Genomic DNA, 25,254 nt, shown 5'->3' with positions numbered 1-25,254 from the left:
TCCCAGTAATTTGAGTTTTCAATACTTACCGGGATTTATTTATATGGGTTAATTGTAAATCAATAAACTTTTATCTGCATTTCCTTGATTATACCAGTTCTGTTCGTTTTTGCCGCTGCTTTGCGCCCATTTTGCGAATCCTTTATAGGCCTTTAAGAAATCCGCTTTCTCAATAGCATGAGCTGCATTACCTGGTACTCTTAATCCCCAAATTAGGCGTTCTGCGCTAAAATAATAGTTGTCATCTTCTTCTTCTCCGTTTGTATATATCGGCAACAGATTTTTGTTATTGAATGGATATTGGTAAATTATCGGTTCGATACCATTCATATGGATTTCTATTCCATTATCATTCCGTTTCAAATATAAGTCGAGCTCATCGTCTTCTAATATTTCCTTTACTTCTTTTCTTTTCTTTAATTCGATCAGAATATGAATCTCCGGTAAATCATTTGTAGTAACCAAAGCATTCTTCTCTGTATTATAATATTGACTGCCTGCAGGTTTAGCCAGATTCTTTATTAAAGGACTATAATCAATAATAAGATGTTTGTCAGGGATAAGTGCTACTTTATCAGGTATAGGGTTCATATTTTTAGTTTCATAAACCTCTATATTTTCCACTTCGTCAGAATTTATTTCTTTTAGCCTTAAATACGGAGAATAAGGAAATATCCCTCCAATAGCCTTTAGACGTAATCCTATTTGTATAAACTGTGCGGTATATTCATGATCAATCTTCTTAATACCTTGGAACTGTACCTTATAATTAACTACAAAATCATTAAAGTCATAATCGCCCAATGATGGGAATTGGTCTTCGAACATGATTGTTCCCCAACCGTCTTTAGGGTGATAGATAACTCCTCCTTTGTGTGCTATATCATCTTCTATATCGTGTCCACGAGTGATTGCCCGAGTAGTGTTAGCTTTAACATCATCGGTGATATTTAATGAGAAACTTCCATCTGCATTGACAGGTATGGACACTTTTCTTGTTCCGTTAGCGTTGGTTTCGTATTGGGCATACAATGTATTTACGCAGGTCGGAATACTTAAAGGGAGACTTGAGATTTCTGTATCTACAGGAATGGTTGCTACTTTCTCTTCATTACTGCATGCTTCATCTAGGAAGAAAGAAACCATAGTGGGAATGGTAGCTGTTACTGTTCCTCCTGCTACTTGAGTTAATTTCCACTCAAAGTCTGCGGGTATATCCAAGTCTTTTACTTGAATTTCTTTTTCAGGTTGTTTACTTTCATCGTAGAGGTTCTTCTCACAGGAGCTGAAAGCAAGTGCTCCTAACAAACAAGAAGTGAATAGAATGTTTTTTCTTTTCATGACGGTAGTGTTTGTCTTGTTAATAATCGGGTTGTTTTATGGTTACAAAGGTCGGTATTATTTGTATAAGAAACAAGTAAAGTTGCATATTTTATTTGATGCGATCTTATTATTTGCAGATTCTCTTCTTTTTATTTAGCTTTGGGAATGAAATAAGTGAAATCTGGGTGATGAAAGATTATAAAGTAGACAAGGCGAGCCTTTCCGCATCCTTTTGTCGAGAGGTGTATCAGGTTGTCCGGGAAATTCCGGTAGGTAAGGTTTCTACCTATGGAGGAATCGCAGCATTATTGGGAATGCCTCAATGTTCCCGTATGGTGGGGCGTGCTTTGAAGCAGATTCCGGATGATTTATCTGCACCCTGTCACCGGGTTGTCAATGTGTCGGGACGCCTTGTACCCGGTTGGACAGAGCAAAAGCAGCTCTTGCTGGAAGAGGGGATTTCTTTCAAGCAAAATGGATGTGTAGACCTGAAAAAGCATCTTTGGAATTACTCCACTTCTGAATAAAATTTGCATGTTTAATCTATTTTCCTTACCTTTGTGCCAACAATATGCAAGAACAGACTGTTATTTATTTATGAAAATACTGTTTTTTACTGTTCATTGAGAGGATAATCTTATCAAATTCTATTCCTTTTAAACTACTCAGTCTGTTTTTTTATCATTAAGAAACTCATCGGATTGTCATGTTGCCATGTGACAGGATTGAACCATGCGGATATTCAACTTGTTTATCGTAAGTGAGAATAATGGACGCAGCAGTTGAGAACAAAACAAATATTATAATTTAAACCAATATATTATATGAGTAAAATAGAAATAAAGGATTTGTACCTTATCTTTGGTCACGAGAAGCAGAAAGCACTCAAGATGCTGAAAAAAGATAAGAGTAAGGCGGAAATACTGAAAGATACCGGTTGTACGGTAGGAGTGAAAGACGCCAATCTTTCAATAAATGAAGGAGAGTTTTTTGTGATAATGGGGCTCTCGGGAAGTGGAAAATCGACATTACTGCGTTGTATCAATCGTCTGATACGTCCTACAGCCGGACAAGTGCTTGTAAATGGAGTAGATATATCTAAAATATCCGAAAAAGAATTGTTGCAGGTTCGCCGGAAAGAGCTGGCGATGGTTTTCCAGAATTTCGGTTTGTTGCCTCACCGTTCTGTATTGAGTAATATTGCGTTCGGCCTTGAACTTCAGGGAGTGAAGAAAGAAGAGCGTGAAAAGAAAGCCATGGAAAGTATGAAGCTAGTCGGGCTGAAAGGATATGAGAATCAGATGGTAGGTGAACTTTCCGGTGGTATGCAACAGCGTGTCGGACTGGCACGTGCCCTGGCCAATAATCCCGAAGTACTTTTAATGGATGAGGCTTTCTCTGCGCTCGATCCTCTGATTCGCGTGCAGATGCAGGATGAACTACTGGCCTTGCAATCAAAGATGAAAAAGACGATTGTCTTTATTACCCACGACTTGAGTGAAGCGATTAAACTAGGTGACCGTATTGCAATTATGAAAGACGGAGAAGTGGTGCAGGTAGGTACTTCGGAGGAAATCCTGACTGAACCGGCTAACGATTATGTAGCCCGTTTTGTTGAAAACGTGGACAGGAGCAAAATTATTACCGCCTCTTCTTTAATGATTGACAAACCGTTGGTAGCCCGTCTGAAGAAAGAAGGTCCCGAAGTTTTGATTCGTAAGATGCGTGCGAAGAATATAACTGTATTACCAGTAATAGATGCCGACGATAAACTGGTCGGAGAAGTACATTTGAACGATTTGCTTAAGCTGCGTAGCAAACAGGAAAAATCCATTGAAGCGGTTGTGCGTAAAGAAGTACATTCAGTGTTGTGTGATACAGTGCTCGAGGATATACTTCCTCTAATGACAAAGAGCAATTCACCGGTATGGGTGATAGATGAAACACACGAGTTTTTGGGAACAATCCCACTTTCATCCTTAATCATAGAAGTGACAGGGAAAGATAAAGAAGAAATAAATGAAATAATTCAAAACGCAATAGACTTATGATAAATATAGGACAATATATAGAAATTGCCATCAATTGGATGATGGTACATTTTTCCACATTCTTTGATGCCGTGAATACAGGCATCGGTAGTTTCATTACAGGTTTCCAACACATTCTTTTCGGAATTCCATTTTATCTGACGATTTTGGTACTTGCCGCAATTGCATGGGTAAAGGCAGGACGGGGTATTTCCATTTTTACCGTATTAGGATTATTATTGATTTATGGAATGGGGTTTTGGGAGGCAACCATGCAAACTCTGGCTCTCGTTTTATCATCTACCTGCCTGGCTCTGATTTTTGGAGTACCTTTAGGAATATGGACAGCCAACAGTCCGCGTGCGGATAAAATACTTCGCCCTATTCTCGATTTGATGCAGACAATGCCTGCCTTTGTCTATCTGATTCCTGCTGTTTTGTTCTTCGGATTGGGAACAGTGCCCGGAGTTTTTGCGACAATCATATTTGCCATGCCTCCTGTGGTCCGTCTTACCGGGTTGGGAATCCGGCAGGTTCCTAAAAATGTAGTGGAAGCTTCCCGTTCGTTCGGAGCTACCCGTTGGCAGCTGTTATATGAAGTACAGCTTCCTTTGGCGCTGCCCACCATCCTGACTGGTGTAAACCAGACAATAATGATGTCACTTTCTATGGTCGTAATCGCTGCAATGATTGCTGCCGGTGGTTTGGGAGAAATCGTATTGAAAGGTATTACCCAAATGAAAATCGGACTTGGGTTTGAAGGTGGTATAGCAGTTGTTATTTTGGCTATCATTCTGGACCGTATCACACAAGGAATAGCAGGAAGAAAAAATAAACAGGATTAAAATGGAAAGAACTAAACCCAAAAGGACTAAAAACAGAAAGGAAGAAAAATGAGAATATATAAATTAGTAGGAATAGTACTGTCCGCTCTGCTTTTGCTAGCTTCTTGCACGAATTCCGACCCAAATAAGAAAAAAGTAAAAATAGCCTATGCCAATTGGCTGGAAGGCATTGCCATGAGTCATTTGGCTAAGGTGGTATTGGAGGAACATGGATATGAGGTTGAACTGCAAAATGCGGATCTTGCCCCTGTTTTTGTATCCATGTCTCGGAAAAAGTCAGACGTCTTTCTGGATGCCTGGCTACCGATAACGATGAAAGATTATATGGACCAATATGGTGATAGCATCGAATTCTTGGGTGAGGTATATGAAGAAGCTCGCATCGGGCTGGTCGTACCTGAATATGTCACGATTCAATCTATTAGTGAACTGGCAGATTATAAAGACCGTTTCTCTTCTGAAATAGTGGGAATTGATGCCGGGGCAGGAATTATGAAGACTACGGATAAGGCCATTGCTGCTTATGGACTTGACGGATATGCTCTTATGACTTCAAGTAGTTCAACCATGTTGGCATCTTTGAAAAAAGCGATGGATAAGGGAGAATGGATTGTCATTACAGGTTGGACACCACATTGGATGTTCGATCAGTTTGACTTGAAATTCCTGGATGATCCGAAGAAAGTATATGGAGATTTGGAAGAAATACATGCCATTGCCTGGAAAGGTTTCAGTGAAAAAGACCCGTTTGCCGCTGAATTTTTCGGTAATATCAAATTAACGACAGAAGAACTTAGCTCTTTTATGACAGCTATGAAGGATGCCCGGATGGATGAAGAAGAAATAGCCCGTAAATGGAGGGATGAACACCGGGAACTGGTTGATAGCTGGATACCGAAATCAAAGGAATAAATAGATGAATAGACTGATTAAATAATGCGAATCTGTAGTTGAATAAGAGTAAAAACGGTCTAAAATTGATTCAAAACCGGCCTAGATATGAAATTGGCTTAGACATAAAAAAGGGAGTCTGCTCAATGCATGACTCCCTTTTTATATTTATCTGAGTGTGATTAATTATTCAGCACCCCAGTTTTCTCTAGCCAAACGTTTGTAACTGTTATAACGCCATTTTGCGTTTTCTTCAGCAGCCTTGAACAGTTCTTCAGCTTCAGTAGGATATTGTTTCATTACAGAAGCGTAACGAACTTCACCCTTCAAGAAACCTTGGAATTCTTCCCAGTTCGGTTCTTTGCTATCCAACTGGAATGGGTTCTTGCCTTCTTCTTCCAAAGCAGGGTTGTAACGCCACAAGTGCCAGTAACCGCACTTAACGGCCTTTTCTTCTTCTTCCTGACTCTTACCCATACCTGCTTTCAGACCGTGGTTGATACACGGAGCGTAAGCGATAATCAAAGATGGTCCAGGATATGCTTCAGCTTCACGGATAGCTTTCAGAGTTTGAGCTTGGTCAGCACCCATAGCGATCTGTGCAACATATACATAACCATAAGTAGTAGCCATCAGACCGAGGTCTTTCTTACGTACGCGCTTACCAGCAGCAGCGAACTTAGCGATAGCACCTACCGGAGTAGCCTTAGAAGACTGACCACCTGTGTTAGAGTAAACTTCAGTATCCAGAACGAGGATGTTAACGTCCTTACCGGAAGCGATTACATGGTCAAGACCACCGTAGCCGATATCATAAGAAGCACCGTCACCACCAATGATCCACTGGCTGCGTTTAACAAGATATTGTTGCAGTTCAGCGATTTGTTTGCAGTGGTTGCATTTATCTTTGTTAGCTTCAACAATAGGAATGATCTTAGCAGCCAATTCCTTAGTCTTGTCTGCATCCAGCATATTGTTGATCCATTCAGCGAATAGTTCTTTCACTTCAGCAGGAGTACAGTCAGCAGCAATAGCTTCGTTCATCACTTTCACGATACGGGCACGCATCTTTTCGTTAGCCAATTCCATACCCAGACCGAATTCACAGAAGTCTTCGAACAGTGAGTTAGCCCAAGCAGGACCGTGTCCGTTTTCGTTTGTAGTATACGGAGTAGAAGGAACTGAACCAGAGTAGATAGAAGAACATCCGGTAGCGTTAGCAACCATTTCACGGTCACCGAACAATTGAGAAATCAATTTCACGTACGGGGTTTCACCACAACCAGAGCAAGCACCAGAGAACTCGAACAACGGAGTAGCGAACTGTGAGTTCTTCACGTTAGACTTGATATCAACAAGATGTTGTTTAGTCTTCACGTTTTCAGCACAGTAAGTCCAGTTGTCAGCTTCAGCCAATTGGCTTTCGAGGTGTTTCATTGTCAATGCTTTGCCACCTTTCTTCGGATTACCCGGACAGATGTCAGCACAGTTACCACAACCCAGACAGTCGAGAACGTCAACCTGAATACGGAATGTCATACCATCGAATACTTTACCTACCGCTTTCAGTTGTTCGAACTTGGCACCCTTCTGCTCTTCAGCATCGAGTACGAACGGACGGATAGAAGCGTGAGGACAAACGTATGCACACTTGTTACATTGGATACAGTTTTCAGGATTCCATTCGGGAACGAATGCGGCTACACCACGTTTTTCGTATTTAGAAGTACCTTGATACCAAGTACCGTCTTCGATACCCTTGAATGCAGATACTGGCAACAAGTCACCGTCTTGTGCATTGATCGGACGAACTACTTCGTTGATGAATGCAGGATCATTGTTTTCAGCTTTAGCGTCATCCGGCAGGTTAGCCCAAGCAGGATCAACAGCCAAAATCTTGTATTCACCACCACGGTCAACGGCAGCATAGTTCTTGTTGACAACGTCTTCACCCTTCTTACCGTAAGACTTAACGATGAATTTCTTCATCTGCTCAACAGCTTGTTCTACAGGAATAACGCCTGTGATACGGAAGAAGGCAGATTGAAGGATAGTATTGGTACGGTTACCCAAACCAATTTCCAGTGCAATCTGTGTTGCGTTGATATAGTATACAGAAATGTTGTTCTGTGCGAAATATTTCTTAACCTTGTTAGGCAGGTTCTTAGCCAGTTCTTCACCTTCCCAGATTGTGTTCAGCAAGAAAGAACCGTTCTTACGCAAACCACGAGTTACATCGTACATGTGCAGGTAAGCCTGAACGTGGCAAGCTACGAAGTTTGGAGTATTAACCAAATAAGTGGAACGGATCGGAGTGTCACCGAAACGCAGGTGAGAACAAGTGAAACCACCAGATTTCTTAGAGTCGTAAGAGAAGTAAGCCTGGCAGTGTTTGTCGGTGTTGTCACCGATAATCTTCACAGAGTTCTTGTTAGCACCTACTGTACCGTCAGCACCCAAACCGTAGAATTTAGCTTCGAACATACCTTCGCCGCCTAAAGCGATTTCTTCTTTTTGAGGAAGAGAAGTGAAAGTAACGTCGTCTACGATACCGATAGTGAAGTGGTTCTTTGGCATTGGCATAGCCAAGTTTTCGAATACTGAAAGGATTTGAGCAGGAGTAGTATCTTTTGAACCCAAACCGTAGCGACCGCCAACGATAACCGGAGCATTTTCTGCACCGTAGAAGCAGTCTTTAACGTCAAGATAAAGAGGCTCACCGTTAGCACCCGGTTCTTTAGTACGGTCAAGAACTGCGATAGTTTTGGCAGTCTTAGGTACAGCGGCCAGGAAGTGCTTAGCAGAGAACGGACGATACAAGTGTACGGCAACCATACCCACTTTTTCGCCGTTTGCTATCAAGTGGTCGATAGCTTCGCGGGCAGCTTCTGTTACAGAACCCATAGCGATAATTACGCGTTCTGCATCTTCTGCACCATAGTAATCGAACAAACCGTATTTACGACCTGTAATCTTAGAAATTTCATTCATGTATTCTTCTACGATAGCAGGAACTGCTTCATAGTAGTTGTTGCATGATTCACGATGTTGGAAGAAATGGTCAGGATTTTCAGCCATACCACGAGCTACCGGTTTCATCGGATTCAGTGCGCGGGCACGGAATTCTGCCAAAGCTTCCTGGTCGATCAGCGGAGCAAGATCATCATTTTCCAACATTTCAATCTTTTGGATTTCGTGAGATGTACGGAAACCATCGAAGAAGTTCATAAACGGAACGCGGGATTTGATGGTAGCCAAGTGAGCAACACCAGCCAAATCCATAACTTCCTGTACAGAGCCTTCAGCCAACATCGCAAAGCCAGTCTGACGAGCTGACATTACGTCTTGGTGGTCACCGAAGATACACAATGCGTGAGAAGCCAATGTACGAGCAGATACATGGAATACGCAAGGCAAGAACTCACCGGCAATTTTGTACATGTTAGGGATCATCAGGAGAAGACCCTGAGAAGCAGTGTAAGTAGTAGTCAACGCACCAGCCTGAAGAGAACCGTGAACTGCACCGGCAGCACCACCTTCAGATTGCATTTCCTGTACCAATACTGTTTCGCCGAAGATGTTCTTACGTCCTGCGGCAGCCCATTCGTCTACGTACTCAGCCATAGTCGAAGAAGGAGTGATGGGGTAGATAGCCGCTACTTCAGAGAACATATACGAGATATGTGCTGCAGCCTGGTTACCATCACAAGTGATGAATTTCTTCTGTTTAGTCATAACTAAATTAAATATTTAAGTAAATAAATCTTTTAATATAAAAAGCCGAACATCCAGAGAGGTATCTGGTTGCCCCGACCTATTTCAGCCTTATGCAACGCGTACGTCACATTCGGATTGTTCTTGATCTTTGCGCCTTCCTGGCAAATTTTGAACGGCATTACTTCGTCCACCATAAAAGAGACGTTTTTATCTCCTTTATGTACCTTATGGTCTTTCCATAAAGAATTTGCAAAGAATGTGTCGAGTACATCCTGCTCCTCCACTTTCACGGGATAGATGGAATACATCAGGTTGGAGTTGTGCATCATTATCTTGGAAGGTTTTTTAGGAAATTCTTCTCCTTCCGGATAAACCAGATTAATGAGTCGCGCATCTGCCAGATACTTGATATAGTTCATCACCGTAGCGCGAGATGTCTGTATGTCGCTTGCCAGTTGGCTCACATTCGGAGCCTTCGGTCCGTCGACAGCGAGCAAATATAGCAATTTTTTTATCTTTGAAAGATATTTCAGTTCAATTTGTTTGATGAGCAGGATATCTACTTCTACCATCATGTTCATTGTTTTCAGCAGATTCTCCGAAAAGTTACGCTTCTCGAGGAAGAATGGATAGAATCCATGATGCAGGTAATCCTGGAAGTAATCCAGCGGACGAACTTTGGAGAGTACTCCTTTGGCAATCTGTTCGTGAGTGCTAAGAATTTCTTCGAGGCTGTATGCCCTGAATTTCATGCCTGTCTGCAAGTTCAGGAATTCACGGAAAGAGAATCCGCGCAGGTTATAGCTCTTTGCAATATCACGCAGTTCAAGATTTTCCTCTTTCAGTCGCATTACGGATGAGCCGGTAAAGACAATCTTCAAATTAGGAAAACGGTCGTAACACATGCGCAACTCTCTGCTCCATTCCGGGTGTTTGAACACTTGGTCGATCAACAATACTTTTCCACCACGTTTCTGGAATTCGTTAGCAAAATCTACAATGCTGTGGCCAGAGAAGTAGAAGTTGTTCATGTTGATGAACAGGCAGGAGCGGTCGTTCCCGAATTTTTCTTTGGCGTATTGGAGAAGGAAAGTGGTTTTTCCTACGCCACGTGTCCCTTTGATACCAATCAGGCGGTCGCTCCAGTCGATCTCGTCCATAAGATCGCGGCGAACGGGGGCATTGGTGTGCTCAACGAGGTAGGCGTGTGTGCGATAGAATGATTCCATTTCAGTTCTTTGTTTTTCGGGTGGCAAATATACTACTTTTTTTAGGATTTGCAAAGTAGAGATGGCAAAATTGTGCTTTTAATTCCAACTTTCTGTTTATTGTAGCTATTCCTGATTATTTCCTGTATATATTTGCAGAATAAAGTTTTGAATTCGTTTAAAATGACAAAAAAGGCTCTTTATATATTCAATCCGGAACATGATTTGGCGTTAGCCAGCGGTGAAACAAACTATATGGCACCGGCTTCCGCCCGGCAAATGGCATCCGAATTGGCTTTGTTGCCGATGTGGTATGCGGAAGAGGGAAGTGTTGTATTGGCTCCTTCCGCTTATAATCTCGATTATGTGAAGAAGATACAGGAATTATTAGGACTTTCGGTTGATTTGATGACAGAACCTGAACTTGCTTCCGAGCGGAATTTGGATATTCATCCTTGGGGCTGGGATATAGCAGTAAGAAAACGACTGTTGGATTTGGGAGTGGAAGAAAGCGAACTTCCTTCTATTGAGCAATTGGATAAACTGCGTTCTTGTTCCCATCGTTCCTGCGCTGTGGAACTATTACCACAGTTACAACTGGGAGCTTGTTTTTGTGGAGAGTCTTTTTACCTGACGATTCCCGAAGAATGGAAGTCATTTGTAGAATCACATGATACTTGTTTACTGAAAGCTCCTTTATCCGGTAGTGGAAAAGGGTTGAATTGGTGCAAAGGTGTATATACTCCTTCCATTTCCGGTTGGTGCTCACGCATTGGCAACCAGCAAGGAGGTGTTATTGGTGAACCTTTATATAATAAGATGGAAGATTTCGCTATGGAATTTCGTTCTTCGGGTAACGGTAGATTTGACTTTGCCGGATACTCTCAATTCCGTACGGGTGGAAGTGGGGCGTACGAAGGTAATCTGCTGATTTCAGATGCAGCCATCGAACGGAATCTTTCGGAATATATCCCTGTCGAAGAAATTTATAAATTGCGCGACCGCCTTGAACAAGAATTATCCCTCCGTTTCGGAACCATTTATAATGGTTATTTGGGAGTGGATATGATGATCTGTCGCTTTCCAGAATCTCCTGTTTATCGGATTCATCCTTGCGTGGAAATCAACTTGAGGATGAATATGGGAGTAGTAGCGCGTCATATTTATGACCATTATATCTATCCTACTTCAACAGGAGCTTTTCAAATAAGCTATTACCCTACGGAAGGAACAGCCTGGAGAGCACACAAAGAAATGGAGGAGGCTTATCCTTTGGAAATAGAACAAAGAAGAATAAAATCAGGCTATTTGTCATTGGTGCCGGCTCATAAAAAGAGTAGTTATCGGGCGTGGGTGTTTATCTCAAAAAGCGTGTTTTTGTGATATTATATCGAAGTTATGGTTTCTCGGTGTGAAACTGATAGTTTCATGCAGTGAAACCATTGGTTCCACACCGAGAAACAAAAAGTTTCATTGCATGAAACAAGTAATCACATGCCATGTGACTATCGTTCGCCTTACTTGTTATTGTTAATCATTCCATTCCGGAAAACTGGAATGAAGTAGAACTAGATTATTTTGCTGGGAAGTTCATACCAGTATAGGCATGTTTATTTTACTTCTGTACCGCCGCACTTTCGTTTCCGCAACGGTCAATAGCCGTAACTGCGAAATGTTTCTTAGCATTCCAGGGTAGGATAGGAGCATAGATATAACTTGTCTCCCGAACGCCTTGTGCAACAATGTTCTCCGGGCGATTAGTATCTACTGGAAATTCATTTGATGCATAAATGACATACATCGGATTATTACGCGAATCATTGTCGGTAGCAGCCTGCCACTTTAATTCCGTATATCCATTGTTGATATCAGTAACCTTTAGTTCGGACGGAGCCGTAGGCAGAACATTGTCCAGCCAAGGCATAGGAGGCTGTAAAGCTGGATATGCATAGAAATTCTCAGCCAATTCATCGTAGATACCTTGTGTATTTTCCATAAGATATTTCACCCGGTAATGTCCTTCACCTGCCATTTTCTGACTGCGGATGAAATTCATCTGACGATCAATTTCGTCACGTGTCCATTTACCCTCATCAGGATGAAGAAAATAAATGCCAAGTCCCGGAACCACCTGCCGTCCGTTACTTTGTTCCTGCCAGTCGAGAGCAAAAGGATAGAAATTGTTTCCCTGGAAATACATCATCGGATAAATCTGGTCCATAATCCCTTCTCCCATCCAGCCTTGTGGGTCCTGATAAACGGTAAAGAAAGCATTCCATCCACGGGAAGGATAACGTGATGTATCCCGGTATTTTCCTACCGGACAGGTACTTACCTTTACCCAAGGCTTCATCGCTTTTACACCTTTATATATATAACGTACAATCTCGGAGATATTATCCCGGCGCCACTGGTCCAGCGTACGTCCTTTATTATATCGGCGGAAATCATATTTATCGGGGAAAAGGGGAGCATTCTCCGGATAACGCAGATAGTCAAAATGTACTCCGTCCACATCATAACCGCTTACGACTTCCCGTACCAGTTTCATCAAATACTCTTTCGTAGCCGGATGCCCTGGGTTGAGGAAATATTCACTTTTGTAAGGGACGCAGATATCTTTCATCCGCTTGGTGACGGACTGACTTCCGAGCGAAGCAACATGTTTCTTATTCCCCAGCGGAATAGTTACCATCCAGGCATGACATTCCATTCCCCGTTTATGACATTCCTCAACGGCGAAAGCCAGTGGATCATAGCCGGGGTTTCCTCCTGTCTTTCCTGTTAAGATTGAATTGAATGGTTCGATTGCTGAAGGATATAATACATCTCCACGTGTACGGGTTTGAAATAGGACAGTGTTGAAGTTGGCAGCCTTCAACTTATCAAGAATATCTATTAACTCTTCTTTCTGTTTGCGAATTGTTTGGGGAGTTGTTGCACGTGTACGAGGCCAATCCAGTCCGTACACAGCTGTGACCCATGCGGCACGAACTTCGTGTTTGGGTTGTGCGGCAATTGCGAGGAAAGGAAACAAAAGTGAAAGAATGAAAATAGTTAGGCGCATATTCTTTATTTTTTGTTTTAAATCCCTGCAAAGTTAGTAAAAGTGTCGGTATTGTTGGGCTGTTTCGTGAGATTATGTTACATTTGCCAAGTTAAAAAAAGACACGCTATGATTACATTTACTCTATGCCTGCTGGCACTGATAGTAGGCTATTTTACGTACGGACGCCTGATGGAACGCGTCTTTGGTCCCGATGACCGTAAAACACCGGCTCTTACCAAGGCTGATGGAGTGGACTATATTCCATTGCCCACCTGGAAGATTTTCATGATTCAATTTCTTAATATTGCTGGATTAGGCCCTATTTTTGGAGCAATCATGGGAGCAAAATTCGGTAGTTCTTCATACTTGTGGATCGTATTGGGAAGTATTTTTGCCGGTGCGGTGCATGATTATTTCGCCGGAATGCTTTCTTTGCGTAATGGAGGTGAAAGCCTGCCGGAAATAATAGGCCGTTATTTAGGGTTGACTACCAAGCAAGTGATGAGAGGATTCACTGTCATTTTGATGATTTTGGTAGGTTCCGTTTTCGTAGCAGGTCCTGCCGGGCTATTGGCTAAACTGACACCGGAGAGTCTGGATACAACCTTCTGGATTGTGGTTGTATTCGTTTATTATATTTTGGCAACCTTGCTTCCCGTAGATAAAATCATCGGTAAAATCTATCCAATATTTGCGGTTGCCTTGTTGTTTATGGCAGTCGGTATCTTGGTAATGCTTTACGTTAACCATCCGGCTTTGCCTGAACTTTGGGATGGTTTGCAAAATACAAATCCCGAAGCGAGTGAGCTTCCTATTTTCCCGATTATGTTTGTGAGCATTGCATGTGGTGCCATCTCCGGTTTCCATGCTACACAAAGTCCTTTGATGGCTCGTTGCATGACTTCGGAACGTCATGGTCGTCCGGTATTTTATGGAGCGATGATTACAGAAGGTATTGTTGCTTTGATTTGGGCGGCTGCCGCTACTTACTTTTTCCATGAGAATGGAATGGAAGAAAGTAATGCTTCTGTCATCGTAGATTCTATAACGAAAGAGTGGCTGGGAACTGTCGGAGGGGTACTTGCTATTTTGGGTGTGATTGCAGCTCCGATTACTTCGGGGGATACCGCTTTCCGTTCGGCACGTTTGATTGTGGCAGACTTCCTGGGTATGGAACAAAAAAGTATGCGCCGTCGTTTATATATCTGCGTTCCGATGTTCGTTCTTGCTATCGGTTTGCTTTTGTATAGCTTGCGTGACGCAAACGGATTTAATATGATATGGCGTTATTTTGCTTGGGCAAACCAGACACTGGCTGTGTTTACCCTGTGGGCTATAACGATTTTTCTGGTGGTATCTAAGAAACCTTATATCATTACCTTGATACCGGCACTGTTTATGACATGTGTATGTTCTACTTATATATGTATTGCTCCTGAAGGATTGGGACTTTCACACGCAGTTTCCTATGGCATTGGTATAACGTGTGTGGTCGTTGCAGTGATTTGGTTCTATATCTGGATGAGCAAGCAAAAAACAAGAAAATTATCAGAATGAAGAAAATAAGAAAATCGACAGGAGTGGCAATTGCATTCCTTATTTATGTTTCGGTAACAGCGGCTTATCTGTTGCCACGTAATACGGAAGTCAGCCAGACAGAGAAAATCCTGACGGTGGCAGGTTCTTATGTCATCGTCTTTCTTCTTTGGCTAGTGCTTCGGAAAAAGGAGCAAATGCGTGAACGCCGCAAAAAGACGAACAATCTATTCACTTAAAAAAGTAAGTTTATGAAGAAATTAGCTTTGGCTCTTTGCTTATTGGCAGTCTCTTTCACTGCACAGGCGCAATTTGAGAAAGGAACTACGATTATTAATCCTTCATTATCGGGATTGGATTTTTCGTATAGTAAAAATGATAAAGCAAAATTTGGTGTTGGTGCACAAGTCGGTACATTCTTTGCCGAGGGTATTGCCTTGATGGTAAATGCCGGAGCCGATTGGTCGAAACCGATAGACGAGTATACATTAGGTACGGGAGTACGTTTCTATTTCAATAAAACCGGTATCTATTTAGGTGGAGGACTCGACTGGAATCGTTTCCGTTGGAGTGGTGGCAAGCATCAGACTGACTGGGGACTGGGTATTGAAGGCGGATATGCTTTCTTCCTTTCGCGCACGGTAACGATTGAACCTGCTGTTTATTATAAATGGCGTTTCAATGATGGCGATATGTCACGTTTCGGTGTCAAGATAGGATTCGGTTTCTATTTATAAAAGAAATTGATTTTCTCCATATATGAAGCCCTTGCAGAAGTTCAATTCCTGCAAGGGCTTATTTTTGTCTATATGAGTTATTTTTCTATAACTTGGACAACAGAGCAATAGTGACTGCTTATCCCAGTTTTTCTTTCAGGAACTGTCCTGTATAACTTGCTCCGCAAGCGGCAACTTCTTCCGGAGTGCCCACTGCTACAATGTTTCCACCCTTATCTCCACCTTCCGGTCCGAGATCGATTACATAATCGGCACATTTGATGACATCCATATTATGTTCAATGATAACGATACTGTGTCCCCGGCGAATCAGTGCGTCGAAAGCATCCAGAAGTTTGCGAATATCATGGAAATGAAGTCCGGTAGTCGGCTCGTCAAAGATAAACATCGTCGGGTCGGCTTTCTCCTGGCTCAAATAGAATGCCAGTTTGACACGTTGGTTTTCACCACCGGAAAGAGTGGAAGACGACTGTCCTAATTTAATATATCCCAGTCCTACGTTCTGCAAAGGAAGTAACTTCTTCACAATTTTCTTTTGTCCATGTTCGTTAAAGAACTCAACCGCCTGATTGACGGTCATCTCCAACACATCGTAGATGCTTTTATCGTTGAATTTCACTTCCAGTGTATCAGACTTGAACCGTTTTCCGTGACAAGATTCACACTCCAACACTAAGTCTGCCATAAATTGCATTTCTACGGTGATGGTTCCTTCCCCCTTACATTCTTCGCAGCGTCCGCCTTCACTGTTGAAACTGAAGAATCCGGGAGTATACCCCATTTGTTTAGCTAGCGGTTGTTCAGACCACAGTTTACGAATTTCGTCGTAGGCTTTGATGTAAGTCACCGGATTAGAACGTGATGATTTACCAATAGGGTTCTGGTCTACAAATTCTACATTCCGCAGGTCGCGCAAACTTCCTCCGATTGAGGAGAACTCTCCCGGACGGTCACTGCATTCATCCAATTCACGTTTCAATGCCCGGAAGAAAATGTCTCTCACTAATGTACTCTTTCCGGAACCGGAAACACCGGTAACGACTGTCATCACATTAAGTGGGATGCGTACGTTTACTCCTTTCAGGTTATTCTCACGTGCGCCTTTCAATTCTATATAATTATTCCACGGCCGACGATGCTCCGGAACGGGAATTTCATCTTCTCCCAAAAGATAACGTACCGTGTAGCTGTTACTTCCTTTCTTCAAATCCTTCATATCGCCTTGGTAAACAACCTCTCCCCCCAGACGTCCTGCATTAGGACCTATATCAATAATGTAATCTGCAGCACGGATGATCTCTTCGTCGTGCTCCACCACTACTACCGTATTGCCTAATTGTTGCAGTTGACGCAACACATGGAGCAGACGGTCCGTATCACGACTATGCAGTCCGATACTTGGCTCGTCGAGAATATAAAGGCTACCAACAAGGCTACTTCCCAGTGAAGTTGCCAGATTGATACGCTGACTTTCTCCACCCGATAAAGAATTACTAAGTCGGTTCAAAGTCAGATAGCCCAAGCCTACATCAATTAGAAAACGAATCCGGCTATTTATTTCAACCAGGATACGTCGGGATACGTTGCTGTCGTGCTCGTCCAGTTCCAAATGATCGAAGAATTGCTTCAGCTCTGTGATGGGCAAATCTACCAGTTCGGAAATGTTTTTTCCACCCACTCGGACATATCCGGCTTCCGGTTTCAGGCGAGTGCCGTGGCATTTCGGGCAAAGTGTCTTTCCGCGGTAACGTGCCAGCATTACCCGATATTGTATCTTATATTGATTCTCTTCCAGCATCTTGAAGAAATCATTGATGCCATGGAAATATTGATTGCCTTCCCAAAGCAAACGGCGTTGCGCATCTGTCAACTCATAATAGGGAGTGAAAATCGGGAAGTCGAATTTATCCGCATTGTGAATCAGTTTTTCTTTCCATTCACCCATCTTTTCGCCTCGCCAGCATACGATAGCACCTTCATATACGGATAAGGAACGATCCGGAACAACTAAATGCTCATCAATACCGATCACTTTACCGAATCCTTCACATACAGGGCAAGCACCGATAGGAGAGTTGAATGAAAACATCTGGTCATTCGGCTCTTCAAAGATGATACCGTCTGCTTCGAATTTAGTGCTGAAAGTATGTAACTTTGTGGTTCCGTCTGATAGATAAAAACGCAGCATACAGGTTCCGTCACCTTCATACATAGCTGTTTCGGCAGAATCGGTCAGTCGGCTGATGGCGTCCTTGCTATTGGCAACCGCCATACGGTCCACCAGTAGATATACTTCATCACCTGCCACAGGCGTATATTCATCAATACGCTTCATTTCGCCGTTCACTTCGATACGGTTGAACCCTTGTTTCAGGTCTATTTCCAGTTGTTGTTGCAAGGTGCGGTCTTCACGCAGGCGGATAGGTGTCAGTACCGTATATCTTGTACCTTCCGGGTATGAGAGCATGCAGTTGACAATGTCTTCTGTAGAGTGTTTCTTCACCTCTTGTCCGCTGATGGGGCTATACGTTTTCCCTACCCGTGAATATAACAGGCGTAGATATTCGTAAATTTCAGTCGAGGTGCCCACGGTAGAACGGGGATTGCGGCTGTTCACTTTCTGTTCGATAGCAATGGCGGGAGGAATCCCTTTGATAAAGTCGCATTCCGGTTTGCTCATTCGTCCCAGAAACTGGCGCGCATAACTGCTTAGACTTTCCACGTAGCGGCGTTGTCCTTCTGCGTAGAGCGTATCAAAAGCAAGAGATGATTTTCCCGAACCCGATAATCCGGTGATGACAACAAGCTTGTTGCGGGGAATATCTACATCGATGTTTTTTAGGTTGTTGACGCGTGCGCCTTTGATCGAAATATAGTTGTTTTCTGACATAAAATACTCCTTTTTTATGGTAGTCGGCAAAGTTAGCGAATTTATCGGGAGTTTGTATTATCTTTGCGTCACATTATTACGATTTAAGAATATTATGAAGCTGAAAAACTATCTTTTACTTTTAGCTCTTCTTCTGGTGGTAGGAGTGAGGGCGCAGGTGCCATCAGGCAATAAATATCCTAAACGTGAATTCCGTGGAGCGTGGATACAAGCTGTTAACGGTCAGTTTCGTGGCATTCCCACAGAGAGACTGAAACAAATATTGGTTAGTCAGTTGAACTCTCTTCAGGAAGCCGGCATTAACGCAATCATCTTTCAGGTACGCCCTGAAGCGGATGCATTATATGCTTCCCAGCATGAGCCGTGGAGCCGTTTTCTGACAGGAACGCAAGGTCAGACGCCTTCTCCTATGTGGGATCCGATGCAGTTTATGATTGAAGAATGTCAGAAACGGAATATGGAATTTCATGCCTGGATCAATCCTTATCGCGTGAAGACCTCATTAAAGAATAAGTTGGCACCGGAGCATATTTATCACCAGCATCCGGAATGGTTTGTTACTTATGGCGATCAGTTATATTTCGATCCGGCACTTCCTGAAAGCCGGGAGCATATCTGTAAAATTGTGACCGATATTGTGTCTCGTTATGATGTAGATGCTATTCACATGGATGATTATTTCTATCCTTATCCGGTTAATGGATTGGATTTTCCGGATGATGCAAGTTTCGCCCGTTATGGTGGAGGTTTCACCAATAAGGTAGATTGGCGTCGTAGTAATGTGAATGTGTTGATAAAGAAGCTTCACGAAACGATTCGTGGCATCAAGCCATGGGTGAAGTTTGGTATCAGTCCGTTCGGTATTTATCGTAATCAGAAGAGCGATCCGTTGGGAAGTAACACTAATGGTTTGCAGAACTATGATGATCTTTATGCCGATGTACTCCTTTGGGCACGTGAAGGATGGATTGATTATAATATTCCGCAAATTTACTGGGAGATTGGCCACAAAGCTGCCGACTATGAGACACTGGTGAAATGGTGGGCTACTCATTCGGAAAACCGGCCGCTGTTCATTGGTCAGTCGGTGCCAAAGACAGTTCAGTTTGCCGATCCGCAGAATCCTTCTATCAATCAGCTTCCCCGCAAGATGGCTTTGCAACGTGCTTACCAAACAATCGGAGGTAGCTGTCAATGGTATGCAGCAGCTGTTGTTGAGAACCAGGGTAGATATCGCGATGCTTTAATCAGTGAATATCATAAATATCCTGCTTTGATTCCAGTCTTTGATTTTATGGATGATAAAGCTCCGGGCAAGGTACGTAAAATGAAAAAAGTGTGGACAGAAGATGGCTATATCCTTTTTTGGACAGCTCCGAAAGCTGAAACAGAGATGGATAAGGCAGTTCAATATGTAGTCTATCGTTTTGACAGTAAAGAAAAGGTGAATTTGGACGATCCTTCTCATATTGTAGCTATCACGCGCAATCCATTCTATAAACTTCCTTATGAAACAGGAAAAACAAAATGCCGTTATGTAGTGACAGCTTTAGATCGCTTGCATAATGAATCCAAGTCTGTGAGTAAGAAGTTGAAACTATAAAGACATAGCATAAACGATAAACGGTGAACACTCTGCAAAATGATAGTGCAGTTTGTTCACCGTTTTTTTGTTTACTGTTTATGGTATATCATTCAATCGCTCACTGTTAATAAAGTAGTAACCCTGCAATGCCGCAGCCGATAATCATTAATATCGGATTGGCTTTGTATTTTCTTGTTCCGATGAAAGCGATCAGGAATATAATGATACTGATGACGAATGAATAAGTATCTTCCGTAGGTGAACCGAAATTTTCTACATTCATTAATACCAGTGCAGCGGAAGCGAGTAATCCTACTACTGCCGGGCGCAGCCCGTCGAAGATAGATTCCACTACAGGATGTTTCTGATACCTTAAAAAGAACTTGCTAATGGTCAGCATCAAGATAAAAGAGGGGAGGACCACTGCAAAGGTTGCAATGATGGAACCCCAAACACTTCCGGTAGAAGTAAACCCTACATAGGTCGCTGCATTAATGCCGATAGGTCCCGGAGTCATCTGACTGATTGCTACAATATCAGTAAACTCCTGTGAACTCACCCATCCGTAGCGAGTAACCACTTCACCTTGAATCATGGAAAGCATGGCGTACCCACCTCCGAAACCAAAGAGGCCGATTTTGAAAAACGTATAGAATAACTGTAAGTAGATCATATAATTAATGATGATATCACTATAATTTATTTATATAATAAAAGTAGGTATGGATTACACTACTTTTACGGTAACTCTCCTTTCTTAGCTCTTGACTTTTCTAAGTTTTCCCCACAGGAACCCTCCTACACCGGCAGCAATGATAATCCAGATAGGGGAGAAGCCCAACAGCCAGATTAATAATGCCGAGACAACAGGAATCCACAGATTGTAGCGGTTGATTTTTGCGGATCGTCCCATGGTAAAGGTCGGCGCCGCGATGAGTGCCACCACTGCCGGGCGAATTCCTTTAAAAATACGTTCCACTATCGGATTGTCTTGGAAGCTATGAAAGAACAGGGCGATAGCTAATATAATAATGAAAGACGGCAAAACAGTACCCAATGCTGTGATAATACTTCCCCGGATGCCACGCAGTTTATATCCTATGAAGATAGAAATATTGACTGCCAGAATTCCCGGAGCGGATTGGGAGATAGCTAACAGGTCTATAAAATCTTCCTGCGCAATCCATTTTCGCTTGGTGACAATTTCATTTTCAATCAGTGGCACCATTGCATACCCTCCTCCAATGGTAAAGGCGCCTATTTTAAAAAAGATTCCAAATGCTTCGAGATAAATGTTCATTCTTTCTTTTCTCCTCCTTCCTTACTAGCTGTTTTTTTCTCTTTGCCATACTGACTGGGGCTTACATTAAAATGCTTCTTAAATACTTCGCGGAAGTACTTGGCATCACTGAATCCCGTCATTTCTGCAATTTCTGTTATGCTATGTGTGTCTTCTTTTAGTAATTGTACGGCACGTTTCAGACGAATCAGCCGGATATAATCTCCCGGTGCCTGATCGGTTAATGCTCTTAATTTATTGTAAAAACTTGTGCGACTCATTCCCATCAGGCTGCATAACACATCTACCGTCAGAGCCGGATTGTCGATGTTGTCTTCCACATTCTTTTTGACGTTTGCAATAAACTTCCAGTCAATATCCTGTGAACAGTTAATGCAGTCTTCATCATTTTCCTCATCATTCAGATCCAGGTTTGCGTATTTGCTGCGCAAAAGTGCACGATTAGCCAATAGATTGGCCACATTTGCTTTCAATATACCAATGTTGAATGGCTTCACAACGTATTCATCCGCACCAATCTGAAGTCCCGAGAGAATATCTTTCTCATTATTCAAAGCAGTCAGCAGGATAACAGGGATGTGGGAAGTCTCGATATTGTTCTTGATAGCCTGACATAATTCATCACCTCGCATTTCCGGCATCATAATGTCTGAAATAACCAGCTCCGGTTTGTACTCGGGAATAATCGTCAGTGCTTCTTTTCCATTGGAACAAACCTGTACGACATATTCTTCGGATAACGTTTGCGACAGATAGTTGCGCAACTCATCATTATCTTCCACAATTAAGATACGACGATGATTTATGTTCTCTTTCTTCTGCGCGTTTTCGTAAATTTCAGGCGATGAAGACGGAACGTTTTCGATTTCTATACGCTGTTTGCTCGGAGTTGCCAGATGTGCTTTCCGGAAACGCTTGCTATCTTTGGGGAACGTTATTTTGATAACTGATCCTTGGTTTTCGATACTTGACAGATTGATCTTTCCTTTATGCAAACGGACTAACTTCCATACAAGCATCAGACCGATACCGCTTCCCGTTACTTTGGAGTTAATAGCATTGCTGCCGCGGAAATGGAGCTTGAACAACTTCTTTTGTTCGTTAGCCGGAATTCCGATTCCCGTGTCTCTGACTTCCACACTCCATGAATCTGTTGATTCAGAAACGAAAACCTGTACATTTCCATTTTCAGGAGTATATTTCAATGCATTCGAAATGATGTTCTTAAAAATAGACTCCATCTTCTCTTTATCAAACCATACATTCATATACCTGAAATTACTTTCATAAGTGAAATTGATGTGTTTGATGTTGGCGTACTGCTGAAATGCATTGAATATTTCATTCATAAACGTGTTTAGTTCATGCTCTGAAATATATAGCTCGGAAGAATATACGTCCGCTCTCTCAAAGTTGATAAGATTGGTCGTCAGGCGCAACAGGGCATTTACGTTTCGTAATGCCGTATTCATGTTCGAAATACCTTCTTTGCTCAACTCCTCTTTTTCGCGTAGTTCTTCCAAAGGTGCTTTGATAAGTGTCAATGGAGTACGGATATCATGCGCCGTATTGATAAAGAAATGTATTTTCTCGTCAGAGACTTTACGCTGCTTTCTTAAAATCAGGATACGCAATAGAACGATTGCAATGAGACAAAGGAAAGCTGTATAAACCAATACAGCCCAGAATGTCAACCAGAAAGGCTGGGCTATGACAATATCCATACTTCTTTCTTCAAGCATGATGCGTTTGTCTTCATTGGAGATGGCGCGTACTCTTAGCGTATATGTGCCCGGAGCAAGATTGGTGTAACGAATCGTATTCTCCGTTCCGGGTTTGCTCCATTCATCATAGAAACCTTCCAGCCTCCAGGAATAAAGAATGTTGGAAGGATAGTCATAGTTGATAGAAGAAACCTGCAAAGAGAATATATTCTGATTGTATTTTAATTTCAATACCTTTGTATCATTGATACTTGCTTTCAACGGAGAATTCTCATCGCCCGGATAGATTGTCTGATAGAAAAGCTTGAAATCGCTGAAAATCATTTTAGAAGAATAGCCTCTGGGCAATTTCATGTCCTTATCAAATTCCACAGCTCCGTCCGAACTCCCTAAAATAAATTTATTGTTTTTCCGGAGAACACCCGACAGTGCATTGAAATGTGTAGTCATCAATCCCATATCTTTGGTCCAGTTATAGAATTTCTTCTCATTGGGGTAAAAGCTTGTCAGCCCGCTTTCTGTACTCATCAGTATGTCTCTATCGGCATCCGATAATATAGTATAGATATTATTAGATATTAAAGCACAGTTTTCTGTGTGGTAATGAGTGAACAGTTTTTTGTTAATATCATAAATCAAGAGTCCCGATCCGCTGGTACCTATATATAATGATCCATTTTTTGCCTGGTGCAGGGAGTAGATATAACTTGATTCTACCGGAAGTTTTATACGCTCGAATTTACCGGATTCTTTATCTAAAAGACATAGGCCGGTGGCACTACCGATCCACATACTTTTTTCATCCTTCTCAACGATGGCGGTAATGGAATTTAATCCATCATAAAACCGTACTTCCTGCGTCTTTAGATTAATACGCTTGAGGTTGTAGAATCCTCCTGACCAGATATACCCCTGCATATCTGTACGGATATCACGTATATATTTATCCGGCCGCTTGTTTGTATGAGTGTACAAAGGCGGCATGAAATAGCTGACGTTGAATGTCTTTTTATCTATCTGATAAGCACCGGAAGAGTACCCGCCTGCCCAGATAGTTCCGGGAGCCACTTCGCATATAGTAAGAAAGATGTGACTTTTATTACCTTGCGACTCTTCAAAAGCGCTAAGCACCGATCGCCATTGTCCGGTCTTTGAATTGAGAAAACTGATACCATTGTTCGTTGCGAACCATAAATCTCCGTCTCTGTCTTCAATAATGGAGTTCACTTGGTCATTAATTAAAGACTGTTTATTGCCAATAGAGTGTTTAATCCATTTGTAACTGGTATAGCGGTTGTTTTGTATTGTGATTCCGATGGGGTAATTAGCCAGCCATATCCGTTCTTCATCATCCACAAAGATATCATTAATACTGTTACCGTTCATACCATTGTTACTGTTGTAATCAGCAACAATATCGGGTACTATTTGATAAGTATCCACATTCATCTTGTGCATTCCTCCACCATCTATAGCTATCAATAACTCTTTGTCATTTAGCGGTTTGAATCGTGTGATACTAATATCCTTCAGGTTCTGTTCCGGACGTATAACAGATTTGGTATTCATATCGTAAATCATGATTCCCCGCAGGAAAGTTCCGATGAATAGTTTACGAATCTTTTTGTCGAAATGTAAATCGATGACCTGGGCTTTCACACTCTCCAACTTATCACAATTGATAAGCTCAAGTGCATTATTTTCCAGTTTCGCATAATGGATACCCATTTCCGTACCGATGAAGAAATGCGATTCGTCTATCTGTTCAATGTCTGTGATGTCTTCACTTATATCATTCTTTATATGGGTGACTTGTTGAGTTTCCGTGTTATAGAGGAAGATGGTATCCTTATTACACAGCCAGATGTGTTTGTTCTGGTCGAGCCAGGCATAAGTGACCGGGTCCGGCTGTTCGCTGAAACTTTCCATCGGTAATTTATATACAAGGCTGAAGCAGTCGTGAATCTGGTCATACCGGAATACTTTTCCTTTTTTTCCGATTTCCCATAAGACTCCTTCCTGATCGATATAAAGCCAGTTTAAATTTAACAGATAGTTCACTTCTACGTCACCATCCATTAACTTATATCGCTTAAACTCTTTTCCATTGTATCGATCAATACCTTCGTGCGTGAGGAACCACATGTATCCGGTTTTATCTTTTTGAATGCAGTATACCCGCCGGTTACTTAACCCATCCTCCACTCCAAGATATCGATACGTCTGCGCGACACAAGTTAGAGGAAACAATAAGATTAGAAAAAGCCATTTTTTCATACAAATAGGACTTTTAAGGGTTATTGAATCTTTTATGAGGGGGAAAGTTTGACAAAATTAAGAAGATTTTCCGATATTACAAAATTTTGGTGAAAGATAACAGCGCTCCAAAAATGAAGAAAACAGACTATTTGATAGCTAT

At 42.1% G+C, this 25,254-nt stretch carries 17 protein-coding genes; 9 read left to right on the top strand and 8 right to left on the bottom strand.

Annotation, left to right across the window (positions count from 1 at the left end; all coding sequences use genetic code 11):
- Positions 1-48: 48 nt before the first annotated feature.
- Positions 49-1,341 (bottom strand): LruC domain-containing protein, encoded by a 1,293-nt coding sequence (locus tag CJF29_RS17600; RefSeq protein WP_099146060.1) that lies wholly within the window; start codon positions 1,339-1,341, stop codon positions 49-51.
- A gap of 170 nt (positions 1,342-1,511) precedes the next feature.
- On the opposite strand from CJF29_RS17600, the gene CJF29_RS17595 reads away from it, so the two are divergent.
- From CJF29_RS17595 to CJF29_RS17580, 4 genes are all read left to right on the top strand, one after another.
- Positions 1,512-1,850, top strand: a complete 339-nt coding sequence (locus tag CJF29_RS17595) for an MGMT family protein (protein ID WP_099146077.1) — start codon at positions 1,512-1,514, stop codon at positions 1,848-1,850.
- A 297-nt stretch (positions 1,851-2,147) separates the two neighbouring features.
- Positions 2,148-3,374, top strand: coding sequence for a quaternary amine ABC transporter ATP-binding protein (locus CJF29_RS17590; RefSeq protein ID WP_008651874.1), 1,227 nt, complete (start codon positions 2,148-2,150; stop codon positions 3,372-3,374).
- A complete protein-coding gene (locus CJF29_RS17585) occupies positions 3,371-4,198 on the top strand; it encodes an ABC transporter permease (RefSeq protein ID WP_099146061.1) in 828 nt (275 codons plus the stop codon). Before CJF29_RS17590 ends, CJF29_RS17585 begins: the two co-directional genes overlap by 4 nt.
- A gap of 48 nt (positions 4,199-4,246) precedes the next feature.
- On the top strand, positions 4,247-5,110 hold the full coding sequence (locus tag CJF29_RS17580; protein WP_008651869.1) for a glycine betaine ABC transporter substrate-binding protein: 864 nt from the start codon (positions 4,247-4,249) through the stop codon (positions 5,108-5,110).
- A 165-nt stretch (positions 5,111-5,275) separates the two neighbouring features.
- Here the strand turns inward: CJF29_RS17580 and nifJ are convergent, their stop codons facing one another.
- Both nifJ and CJF29_RS17570 read right to left on the bottom strand, forming a co-directional pair.
- Positions 5,276-8,824, bottom strand: coding sequence for a pyruvate:ferredoxin (flavodoxin) oxidoreductase (gene nifJ / locus CJF29_RS17575; protein WP_099146062.1), 3,549 nt, complete (start codon positions 8,822-8,824; stop codon positions 5,276-5,278).
- 32 nt (positions 8,825-8,856) lie between these two features.
- A complete protein-coding gene (locus CJF29_RS17570) occupies positions 8,857-10,035 on the bottom strand; it encodes an ATP-binding protein (protein WP_099146063.1) in 1,179 nt (392 codons plus the stop codon).
- 162 nt (positions 10,036-10,197) lie between these two features.
- Here CJF29_RS17570 and CJF29_RS17565 point away from each other — a divergent pair, with 162 nt between their 5' ends.
- Positions 10,198-11,397: a hypothetical protein gene (locus CJF29_RS17565; protein WP_074556861.1), complete on the top strand. Its 1,200-nt coding sequence runs from the start codon at positions 10,198-10,200 to the stop codon at positions 11,395-11,397.
- Positions 11,398-11,629: 232 nt separating this feature from the next.
- On the opposite strand, the gene CJF29_RS17560 is transcribed toward CJF29_RS17565, so the two are convergent.
- A complete protein-coding gene (locus CJF29_RS17560; RefSeq protein ID WP_099146064.1) occupies positions 11,630-13,081 on the bottom strand; it encodes a glycoside hydrolase family 10 protein in 1,452 nt (483 codons plus the stop codon).
- 108 nt (positions 13,082-13,189) lie between these two features.
- On the opposite strand from CJF29_RS17560, the gene CJF29_RS17555 reads away from it, so the two are divergent.
- From CJF29_RS17555 to CJF29_RS17545, 3 genes are read left to right on the top strand one after another with little or no spacing between them, the layout of a single operon-like run.
- The gene (locus CJF29_RS17555) at positions 13,190-14,620 is read left to right on the top strand and encodes a carbon starvation protein A (protein WP_074556859.1); all 1,431 of its coding nucleotides are present in this window, start codon (positions 13,190-13,192) and stop codon (positions 14,618-14,620) included.
- Positions 14,617-14,838 (top strand): hypothetical protein, encoded by a 222-nt coding sequence (locus tag CJF29_RS17550; protein ID WP_099146065.1) that lies wholly within the window; start codon positions 14,617-14,619, stop codon positions 14,836-14,838. The genes CJF29_RS17555 and CJF29_RS17550 overlap by 4 nt, the downstream gene beginning before the upstream one ends.
- Before the next feature lie 12 nt (positions 14,839-14,850).
- Positions 14,851-15,336 (top strand): outer membrane beta-barrel protein, encoded by a 486-nt coding sequence (locus tag CJF29_RS17545; protein ID WP_008999784.1) that lies wholly within the window; start codon positions 14,851-14,853, stop codon positions 15,334-15,336.
- A gap of 118 nt (positions 15,337-15,454) precedes the next feature.
- Here the strand turns inward: CJF29_RS17545 and uvrA are convergent, their stop codons facing one another.
- Positions 15,455-18,226: an excinuclease ABC subunit UvrA gene (uvrA, locus tag CJF29_RS17540; protein ID WP_099146066.1), complete on the bottom strand. Its 2,772-nt coding sequence runs from the start codon at positions 18,224-18,226 to the stop codon at positions 15,455-15,457.
- 16 nt (positions 18,227-18,242) lie between these two features.
- Between uvrA and CJF29_RS17535 the strand changes: the two genes are divergently transcribed.
- Positions 18,243-19,829, top strand: coding sequence for a glycoside hydrolase family 10 protein (locus CJF29_RS17535; RefSeq protein ID WP_176553103.1), 1,587 nt, complete (start codon positions 18,243-18,245; stop codon positions 19,827-19,829).
- Positions 19,830-19,935: 106 nt separating this feature from the next.
- On the opposite strand, the gene CJF29_RS17530 is transcribed toward CJF29_RS17535, so the two are convergent.
- From CJF29_RS17530 to CJF29_RS17520, 3 genes are all read right to left on the bottom strand, one after another.
- Entirely contained in the window at positions 19,936-20,484 is a 549-nt protein-coding gene (locus tag CJF29_RS17530) for a chromate transporter (RefSeq protein WP_074556857.1), read from the bottom strand.
- An 84-nt stretch (positions 20,485-20,568) separates the two neighbouring features.
- On the bottom strand, positions 20,569-21,111 hold the full coding sequence (locus CJF29_RS17525; RefSeq protein WP_008999788.1) for a chromate transporter: 543 nt from the start codon (positions 21,109-21,111) through the stop codon (positions 20,569-20,571).
- Positions 21,108-25,112, bottom strand: a complete 4,005-nt coding sequence (locus tag CJF29_RS17520; protein WP_074556856.1) for a response regulator — start codon at positions 25,110-25,112, stop codon at positions 21,108-21,110. Before CJF29_RS17520 ends, CJF29_RS17525 begins: the two co-directional genes overlap by 4 nt.
- Positions 25,113-25,254: the final 142 nt, after the last annotated feature.

Origin of the sequence: Bacteroides celer, from assembly GCF_002632415.2 — a bacterium.
Taxonomy (GTDB): Bacteria; Bacteroidota; Bacteroidia; order Bacteroidales; family Bacteroidaceae; genus Bacteroides.
The sequence above is the reverse complement of the archived record's forward strand: the minus strand, read 5'-3'. Positions and strand labels throughout refer to the sequence as shown.

Bases quoted from the DNA above. Each gene is read 5' to 3' on its own strand.
- CJF29_RS17600 (WP_099146060.1), bottom strand. From the start codon at position 1,341: ATGAAAAGAAAAAACATTCTATTCACTTCTTGTTTGTTAGGAGCACTT.
- CJF29_RS17595 (WP_099146077.1), top strand. From the start codon at position 1,512: ATGAAAGATTATAAAGTAGACAAGGCGAGCCTTTCCGCATCCTTTTGT.
- CJF29_RS17590 (WP_008651874.1), top strand. From the start codon at position 2,148: ATGAGTAAAATAGAAATAAAGGATTTGTACCTTATCTTTGGTCACGAG.
- CJF29_RS17585 (WP_099146061.1), top strand. From the start codon at position 3,371: ATGATAAATATAGGACAATATATAGAAATTGCCATCAATTGGATGATG.
- CJF29_RS17580 (WP_008651869.1), top strand. From the start codon at position 4,247: ATGAGAATATATAAATTAGTAGGAATAGTACTGTCCGCTCTGCTTTTG.
- nifJ (WP_099146062.1), bottom strand. From the start codon at position 8,824: ATGACTAAACAGAAGAAATTCATCACTTGTGATGGTAACCAGGCTGCA.
- CJF29_RS17570 (WP_099146063.1), bottom strand. From the start codon at position 10,035: ATGGAATCATTCTATCGCACACACGCCTACCTCGTTGAGCACACCAAT.
- CJF29_RS17565 (WP_074556861.1), top strand. From the start codon at position 10,198: ATGACAAAAAAGGCTCTTTATATATTCAATCCGGAACATGATTTGGCG.
- CJF29_RS17560 (WP_099146064.1), bottom strand. From the start codon at position 13,081: ATGCGCCTAACTATTTTCATTCTTTCACTTTTGTTTCCTTTCCTCGCA.
- CJF29_RS17555 (WP_074556859.1), top strand. From the start codon at position 13,190: ATGATTACATTTACTCTATGCCTGCTGGCACTGATAGTAGGCTATTTT.
- CJF29_RS17550 (WP_099146065.1), top strand. From the start codon at position 14,617: ATGAAGAAAATAAGAAAATCGACAGGAGTGGCAATTGCATTCCTTATT.
- CJF29_RS17545 (WP_008999784.1), top strand. From the start codon at position 14,851: ATGAAGAAATTAGCTTTGGCTCTTTGCTTATTGGCAGTCTCTTTCACT.
- uvrA (WP_099146066.1), bottom strand. From the start codon at position 18,226: ATGTCAGAAAACAACTATATTTCGATCAAAGGCGCACGCGTCAACAAC.
- CJF29_RS17535 (WP_176553103.1), top strand. From the start codon at position 18,243: ATGGTAGTCGGCAAAGTTAGCGAATTTATCGGGAGTTTGTATTATCTT.
- CJF29_RS17530 (WP_074556857.1), bottom strand. From the start codon at position 20,484: ATGATCTACTTACAGTTATTCTATACGTTTTTCAAAATCGGCCTCTTT.
- CJF29_RS17525 (WP_008999788.1), bottom strand. From the start codon at position 21,111: ATGAACATTTATCTCGAAGCATTTGGAATCTTTTTTAAAATAGGCGCC.
- CJF29_RS17520 (WP_074556856.1), bottom strand. From the start codon at position 25,112: ATGAAAAAATGGCTTTTTCTAATCTTATTGTTTCCTCTAACTTGTGTC.